This window comes from Vibrio sp. 1078-1 (assembly GCF_033340475.1).
The window spans coordinates 1-512 of record NZ_JAWOWM010000933.1; the positions used below are offsets into that span (position 1 = coordinate 1).

The window sequence follows — 512 nt, forward strand, 5'->3', positions numbered from 1 at the left end:
ACTGATGCAAAGCTACGAAACGCAACATATGGAGGAGGAACTACCTCTTCACCTCAAAATATGGGATTTTCTTCTCGTTGCGGTCGGGCTTAGGAGGGAACTTTGCACGACACAAACAATGACAAGGAAGAGCTAGTTTCACATGCGAAAGTAAATGTTCCGGCAGAACAAAGCATTCGCGGTGAACTGTTGCCGTCATCGAGCTCGCTCCGGAACATCCAGGACAACCCCGCCGTCGCCTATCTGGTGAGCCTCGGGTCAAAGCGAAGCAGGCAGACCATGAGCTCATTCCTCAACATTGTCGCCAAGATGATCGGGTTTCAGAACCTTCGTGACTGTGCATGGAGCTCAATGAGGCGGCACCACATATTGGCGGTGCTGGAAATGCTGGGGGATGCAGGGAAGGCTCCGGCAACGATCAACACCTACCTGTCAGCGCGCAAAGGGGTGGCTCTTGAAGCCTGGACGATGAAGCAAATTGATACGGATAGCTTCCAGCACATTAAGCAAGT

The 512-nt window shown here is 52.1% G+C and carries 1 pseudogene; it reads left to right on the forward strand.

Annotated elements, in window-relative coordinates:
- Window positions 1-102 precede the first annotated feature (102 nt).
- Window positions 103-512 (forward strand): annotated as a pseudogene (locus R7190_RS30945) (integrase); the annotation flags it as partial.